At 55.4% G+C, this 6,618-nt stretch carries 8 protein-coding genes; 1 reads left to right on the top strand and 7 read right to left on the bottom strand.

Annotated features, from left to right (window positions below; genetic code table 11):
- The 4 genes from Q394_RS21110 to Q394_RS0118275 all read right to left on the bottom strand — a co-directional run.
- The coding region (locus Q394_RS21110; protein ID WP_038142049.1) for a WD40 domain-containing protein at positions 1-419 on the bottom strand (419 nt) is incomplete at its 3' end.
- On the bottom strand, positions 416-685 hold the full coding sequence (locus Q394_RS21115) for a type II toxin-antitoxin system VapB family antitoxin (RefSeq protein WP_038142051.1): 270 nt from the start codon (positions 683-685) through the stop codon (positions 416-418). The genes Q394_RS21110 and Q394_RS21115, both read right to left, overlap by 4 nt.
- A 55-nt stretch (positions 686-740) precedes the next feature.
- Positions 741-3,062, bottom strand: coding sequence for a YgiQ family radical SAM protein (locus Q394_RS0118265; protein ID WP_051543553.1), 2,322 nt, complete (start codon positions 3,060-3,062; stop codon positions 741-743).
- A 273-nt stretch (positions 3,063-3,335) separates the two neighbouring features.
- Positions 3,336-3,581 (bottom strand): hypothetical protein, encoded by a 246-nt coding sequence (locus Q394_RS0118275; RefSeq protein ID WP_028490517.1) that lies wholly within the window; start codon positions 3,579-3,581, stop codon positions 3,336-3,338.
- Between the two features lie 126 nt (positions 3,582-3,707).
- On the opposite strand from Q394_RS0118275, the gene Q394_RS0118280 reads away from it, so the two are divergent.
- Positions 3,708-4,340 carry a LysE/ArgO family amino acid transporter gene (locus Q394_RS0118280; protein WP_028490518.1) on the top strand — a complete coding sequence of 211 codons (633 nt, stop codon included), beginning with the start codon at positions 3,708-3,710 and terminating at the stop codon, positions 4,338-4,340.
- On the opposite strand, the gene Q394_RS0118285 is transcribed toward Q394_RS0118280, so the two are convergent.
- Genes Q394_RS0118285 through Q394_RS0118295 form a run of 3 tightly spaced genes read right to left on the bottom strand, consistent with a single transcriptional unit; the run spans position 4,311 to position 6,469 of the window.
- Positions 4,311-5,003, bottom strand: a complete 693-nt coding sequence (locus tag Q394_RS0118285) for an ABC transporter permease (protein WP_028490519.1) — start codon at positions 5,001-5,003, stop codon at positions 4,311-4,313. The genes Q394_RS0118280 and Q394_RS0118285 overlap by 30 nt on opposite strands.
- Complete coding sequence (locus Q394_RS0118290) at positions 5,000-5,686, bottom strand: ABC transporter permease (RefSeq protein ID WP_051543554.1); 687 nt, start codon at positions 5,684-5,686, stop codon at positions 5,000-5,002. Before Q394_RS0118290 ends, Q394_RS0118285 begins: the two co-directional genes overlap by 4 nt.
- Positions 5,687-5,689: 3 nt before the next feature.
- A complete protein-coding gene (locus Q394_RS0118295; protein ID WP_028490521.1) occupies positions 5,690-6,469 on the bottom strand; it encodes a lysine/arginine/ornithine ABC transporter substrate-binding protein in 780 nt (259 codons plus the stop codon).
- Positions 6,470-6,618: the final 149 nt, after the last annotated feature.

The raw sequence follows: 6,618 nt of genomic DNA on the forward strand, positions 1-6,618 counted from the left end.
AGGCACTCGCCGCTCAAAACATCCCACAGTTTTACCGTATTGTCCTCCCAAGAGCCGGAGGCCAACTGCCCGCCATCCGGGCTGAACGTCACTGAAGTGACACCATACTGGCCGAAGGTTTGCAGGCACTCGCCGCTCAAAACGTCCCACAGTTTCACGGTATTGTCATCCGAACAAGCCATCTGCCCGCCATCCGGGCTGAACGTCACTGACGAGACTGCACTGCTATGCTGGTCGAAGGTTTTCAGGCACTCGCCGCTCAAAACATCCCACAGTTTCACGGTCTTGTCAGACGAGCCGGAAGCCAGTTGCCCGCCATCCGGGCTGAACGCGACACAGTTTACTGAGTCCCCAATCAAGCGTGCTGCTTCTGGCTCATTTTCAAGGATGGCAATCAAAACTAATGAGTCAATCATCATGCGCTGGGCATCCCGTACTTGTCGTAACCCAGAATTTCATCGGGTGTACGACGGTCAAGCAGCGGCAAGGCGGCATAACGTTTGGCAATGGTTAACAAGCGTTCTTTGAGTGCTGTTTGAGAAGTCGCTTGTGCCGTTTCCGTTTTTTTAGGCATCAGCATGATCACCTTCTTCACCTGCCGATTTTTGCTGATACGCTGGAGCAGGTGTGCGGGGATTTCCAGCGTATTGCCTTTTATAAAGGATTCAAATTCTACTGCGTACATAATCGTTTCCCTATCAAGGGTGTCAGATGATGATACTACGCTTGTTGGTTTGCGGCTATCTGCCACTACGCTGCTTCGGTTTCCCCGTTGGCTTCGGCTTCCCGCCCATATCCGCCCGCGCCTTCGGTGGCAACCCCGTATGCTGCGTCAATATTTTCCCACCCTGCGGCTTCCCCGCATTCGGTTTACTCGCTGCCGCTTGCACAGGTTTGCCAGTATTCGGCTTCCCCACCCGCTTCTGATGCTCCCCGCCCTTATTCTTGCGCCGATGCGCCTCATACACCAACTGTTCCTCACCCGCTTTGTAATGTGGGATCAACTGGTTCTCGCCATCGCCGATCAGTTCCTGCCGCCCCATCTCCGCCATTGCTTTGCGCAGCAGCGGCCAGTTTTTCGGATCATGCCAGCGCAAAAACGCTTTGTGCAGCTTGCGCTGTTCCGGTGATTTTGCCGTTTCCACCTTTTCGCTTTTGTAGGTGACTTTGTGCAGCGGGTTTTTGTCGGTGTGGTACATGGTGGTGGCGGATGCCATCGGTGAGGGGTAAAACGCCTGCACCTGATCAGCACGGAAGCCGTTTTTCTTTAGCCACAGTGCGAGGTTGAGCATGTCTTCGTCGGACGTGCCGGGGTGCGCGGCGATGAAATACGGGATCAAATATTGCTCTTTACCCGCTTCTTTGGTGTATTTCTCGAACAGGCGTTTGAATTCGTCATACGCGCCGATGCCGGGTTTCATCATTTTGGAGAGCGGCGCATCTTCGGTGTGTTCCGGGGCAATCTTGAGGTAGCCGCCGACGTGGTGGGTGACCAGTTCCTTGACGTATTCGGGGTCAAGTACAGCCAAGTCGTAGCGCAGGCCGGAGCTGATTAAGACCTTTTTCACGCCGGGTAAGGCGCGGGCTTCGCGGTAGAGTTCTTTTAAGGCGCCATGGTCAGTGTTGAGATTTTGGCACACGCCGGGGTAAACGCAGCTTGGTTTGCGGCAGGATGCCTCAATCTTCGGGTCTTTGCAGGCGAGGCGGTACATATTCGCGGTGGGGCCGCCAAGGTCAGAAATGACGCCAGTGAAACCGGGCACTTTGTCACGGATGTCTTCCACTTCGCGGATGATGGATTCCTTGGAACGGTTTTGGATAATGCGGCCTTCGTGTTCGGTGATGGAACAGAAGGTACAGCCACCAAAGCAGCCGCGCATGATGTTCACCGAGAAACGGATCATTTCATAGGCGGGGATGCGTTCGCCGCCGTAAGTCGGGTGCGGTTGGCGAGCGTAGGGCAGGCCGAACACGAAATCCATTTCCGGCGTGGTCAGCGGAATCGGTGGCGGGTTGATCCAGATGTCTTGCGTGCCGTGTTTTTGCACCAAAGCGCGGGCGTTGCCGGGGTTGGTTTCCAGATGCAGCACGCGGTTAGCGTGGGCGTACAGCACCTTGTCTTTGCTGACTTTTTCAAACGAGGGCAGGCGGATCACGGTCATGTCGCGATCCAAACGGGCACGCGGGTGGAAGGTCAGTTTGTGTTCGTCGGGGCGTTTGCTGCGCGGGTCTTCGTATTCAAACCACTGCACATTGCGTTTTTCGACTTCGCATTCCGACAGTTCGGTAGTGTTGATGTAGGGGTTGATGATGCGGTCGATTTTGCCCGGTTGGTCGACGCGGCTGGAGTCGATTTCCATCCAGCCTGCTGGGGTGTCGCGGCGGATGAAGGCCGTGCCGCGCACGTCGGTAATGTTGGCAACGGGTTCGCCGGAAGCGATGCGGTGGGCGATTTCGACCACGGCGCGTTCGGCATTGCCGTACAGCAGCAGGTCGGCGGCGGCATCCATCAGGATCGATCGGCGTACTTTTTCCTGCCAGTAATCGAAATGCGCAATGCGGCGCAATGAAGCTTCGATCCCGCCCAGAATGATCGGTACGTCGGGGTAGGCTTCCTTACAGCGTTGCGAATACACCAAGGAGGCGCGGTCGGGGCGTTTGCCGCCAACATTGCCGGGGGTGTAAGCGTCGTCGGAGCGCATCTTGCGGTCGGCGGTGTAGCGGTTGATCATCGAGTCCATATTGCCCGCCGCGACGCCGAAGAACAGGTTGGGTTCGCCCAGTGCCATGAATGGGTCTTTGGAATGCCAATCCGGTTGCGCGATGATGCCGACGCGAAAACCTTGTGCTTCTAACATCCGCCCGATCACTGCCATGCCAAAGGAAGGGTGGTCGACGTAAGCATCCCCGGTAACGATAATAATGTCGCAGGAATCCCAGCCCAGCGCGTCCATTTCCGCACGACTCATGGGGAGATAGGGGGAAGTGTCATAGCATTCTGCCCAGTATTTGGGGTGCTCGAACAGGGCTACAGGTACGTGGGGATTGGCGTTGGGCGACATGGTATCCGGGGGCGTAAACAATTAATGCGTTAGTGTATCCTATTCTTTGTTGCGTTGCTTTCGCCCTTATACACTTTAGGGTCAGGACTCCCCATGTAGTTTGCGCTACCTTTCGGGGAACAGCCCCGGCATCCAATGTGCCGCCAACATCGCCGGGAAATTCAAGCGCAGCGGTGCGCGTGTCGATTCCGTAGCCAGTACACCCCGCTCCATTGCTGGACAGCGATATGGGCTTTGGCCTCCAGTTGCAGGTCACGCTTTCTGGAGTCGGTGCTATAGTCCTCGTTGGCTGTAATAGCAGTTCATGGAGCGCACCAGATCAGACAACGCACGTGCAATGCCTTCCGGCAGGCTTTTACGCAGTGCGGTAGATGTGGCGGTCAGTTCCAAAGCCAAGTCAGCCAGTTCAGGGCGAAAACGGGATGTCCCTGAAACCAGTAGCGGCTCCATCATGCCGATGGATTCGCCTCGGTCTTCCGCGATATTGTCCGCTTCCATGTCCGGTTCTTTAGTGCTCATTAAGTAATATTTATCAGTGGGTTGCTGTTTTGAAATAATCTACTCTACACGTTTGCATGACCGCTTTGTATGCCTGTCATTAGCTATGCCATAGAATGCGTCATTCTGAACAACAAGGATGTCTCCATGCTAGAACTTTTCCTGAAAGGCGCGATGATTTCCATCGGCCTGATCATCGCCATTGGCGCACAAAACGCCTTCGTCCTTAAACAGGGCTTGGCGCGTCACCATATTTTCTGGGTGGCCTTGACCTGCTTCCTGTGTGATGCAGTGTTAATGAGTGCCGGGGTGCTGGGGTTGGGTTCGTTGATCAGCGCCAATCGCATGGCGACGTTTGGCCTTGCGTTGGTTGGGGCGCTGTTCCTGTTCTGGTATGGCTTCAAGGCATTCCGCAGTGCGTATCAGGGGACAGGTTATCTGGAAGCCGCAGCGGGCAATGCAGTAAGAACCAGCCTGCAAACCGTACTCATGGCGACTTTAGCCATTACCTTGCTTAACCCGCATGTCTATCTCGATACCGTGGTTGTGCTGGGCGGTGTGGCAGGCACGTTGGCAGCCAGTGAAAAATTGCCCTTTTTGCTGGGGGCGATCAGCATTTCCGGCCTGTGGTTTTTCGGCTTGGGTTACGGCGCAAGGCTGTTGTCACCCTTGTTCAAAAAGCCGGGGACATGGCAAGCCCTCGACTTGTTGATTGGCGTCATCATGTGGTGGATTGCCGCAGAACTGGTGTTATACGGGGCGACGCTGATAGGCGTTTAAACGCTTTTCCAGCAGCCGGAAGCCATACACCAGCACATAGGTCATGATCAGATACAGCACCGCCGCCGTCAGGTACATTTCATACACCGCAAAGGTTTTGGAACGGATTAAATCTGCTGCGCCGGTCAGGTCAATCACGGTAATAGCGCTCACCAACGAAGTGGCTTGCAGCAAAAACACCACTTCATTACCGTAAGCGGGCAGGGCAATGCGGAAGGCTTTCGGCAAAGTCACGCGCCGAAACAGCAACCAGCCCGACATACCAAACGCTTTACCCGCCTCGATTTCGCCACGCGGCACGGCTTGAATCGCACCCCGGAAAATTTCCGCTGAATACGCCGCCGTATTCAAGGTCAGGGTCAGCACCGCGCAAAACCACGCATTACGGAAATACGTCCACAAGCCCAGATCGCTAAACAGCTCGCGGAATTGCCCGCTGCCGTAATAGATCAGGAACAGTTGCACCAGCAACGGCGTGCCCCGGAAATAAAACACAAACCCCGTGGCAGGCCAGTTCAATAGCTTGTTGGATGAGAGCCGCGCCAACGCCAGCGGCACGGCCAGTAGCAAACCGATGGCAATGCTGAACAGGGTAATTTGCACAGTAACGCCCGCGCCCTCCAACAATTTCGGCAGGCTTTCCCAGATCAGTTCCCAGTTCATGTGCGTACCCCGCGTTTCGCCCAGGTTTCGGCACGTTTCAGCACTAGCATCGACACCAGCGTAATCGCCAGAAACAGCAAAGAGGCGAGGAAATAAAAGGTAAACGGTTGATGCGTCGCGGTGGCGGCGAGTTTGGCCTTACGCATCAATTCATCCAATTGGATCAATGAAATCAGCGCAGTGGCCTTGATCAGCACCATCCACACATTGCCCAGCCCCGGCAAGGCCATGCGCATCGCCAGCGGCAATTGCACCCGGCGGAACGCAAGGGTACGGCTCATGCCAATTGCCCGCGCCGCTTCCATCTGCCCACGCGGGACGGCTAAAAACGCCCCGCGCAGCACTTCGGTACAAAACGCACCGTAGATGAAACCGATGGTCAGAAAGCCCGCCACAAACGGGTTCAGGTCAAGGCGCATGTCATAGCCTAAAGCGGCAGCCCCATCCTGAATCAGCTTGGGCACGCCGTAATACACCAGCAACAGCAGGATCAGTTCCGGCACGCCGCGCACCACGGTGGTGTACGTATCCGCCGCCCAATTCGCCAGTCGTGAGTGCGAGAACTTGCCCCACGTGCCCAGCAAACCGAACAGGATAGCCACCAACATGGCGCACAACCCCACCAGCACGGTCATTTGCAGACCTTGCAACAGCATCCAGCCGTAACCTTGTAAATCCAGCAAGGCTTATTCCCCGTACAGGTCGAAGTCGAAGTATTTCTTGTTGATTTCGGCGTAAGTGCCATCCTCACGGATTTTGGCAATCGCCTTGTTCAGCTTTTCAGCCAGCGCGGTGTCGCCTTTGCGCACGCCAATACCGACGCCATCACCGATGAATTTTTTGTCGTCGAAATCGCCGCCGACGAATTCGACCTTACCGGCGTTTTTCTCATCCTTGACGAAGGGGGCGAGTACCACGGAATCCGCACACACCAAATCGACACGCCCGGAAAGCAGATCCATATTGGCTTCGTCTTGGGTTTTGTAGGCGGTGATTTCAGCAATGTCTTTAAAGGTTGCCCGTGCAAAATTATCCGAGACAACGCCGCTTTGCACACCGATCATTTTGCCCTTGAGAGTATCGGTTTGGGTCGGGTCAACCGTTTTGCCTGTTTCGCGGGCGCACTTGATCGGGGTGGAATAGTATTTGCCGCTGAAGTCGATCTTTTCCTTACGCTCGTCCGTGATCGACATGGAGGCAACGATGGCGTCAAACTTTTTCGCATCCAGCGCGGGGATCAGGCCGTCCCAGTCGGAGGTGACCCATTCGCATTCGGTCTCCATCGCCTTGCACAGTGCGTTGCCGATGTCGATGTCAAAGCCTGCCAGCTTGCCGTCTTTATCCACGGTATTGAACGGAGCATACGCGCCTTCGGTGCCGAGTCGCAGTTTGTCGGCGGCTTGTGCAGTACCGGCAACAGCCAAAGCCAGTACGGTACTGGACAGTAGAAGGGTAAGTTTTTTCATGGAATTCTCCTGTGATTGGGTGGCAAGTAAGGAAGGGTGATTCATGACGTTGAGGCTGTAGAAAAACCCTCCGAACCGCCATTTTGTGGGATAATCAAGCATCACAAGCACCAGAATGAGTAGGCAGGCATGGCACGCTACAAACCGAT

This window comes from Thiothrix lacustris DSM 21227, from assembly GCF_000621325.1.
Taxonomy (GTDB): Bacteria; Pseudomonadota; Gammaproteobacteria; order Thiotrichales; family Thiotrichaceae; genus Thiothrix; species Thiothrix lacustris.

Coding starts and splice junctions, on each gene's coding strand:
- Q394_RS21115 (WP_038142051.1), bottom strand. CDS start 685: ATGTACGCAGTAGAATTTGAATCCTTTATAAAAGGCAATACGCTGGAA.
- Q394_RS0118265 (WP_051543553.1), bottom strand. CDS start 3,062: ATGTCGCCCAACGCCAATCCCCACGTACCTGTAGCCCTGTTCGAGCAC.
- Q394_RS0118275 (WP_028490517.1), bottom strand. CDS start 3,581: ATGAGCACTAAAGAACCGGACATGGAAGCGGACAATATCGCGGAAGAC.
- Q394_RS0118280 (WP_028490518.1), top strand. CDS start 3,708: ATGCTAGAACTTTTCCTGAAAGGCGCGATGATTTCCATCGGCCTGATC.
- Q394_RS0118285 (WP_028490519.1), bottom strand. CDS start 5,003: ATGAACTGGGAACTGATCTGGGAAAGCCTGCCGAAATTGTTGGAGGGC.
- Q394_RS0118295 (WP_028490521.1), bottom strand. CDS start 6,469: ATGAAAAAACTTACCCTTCTACTGTCCAGTACCGTACTGGCTTTGGCT.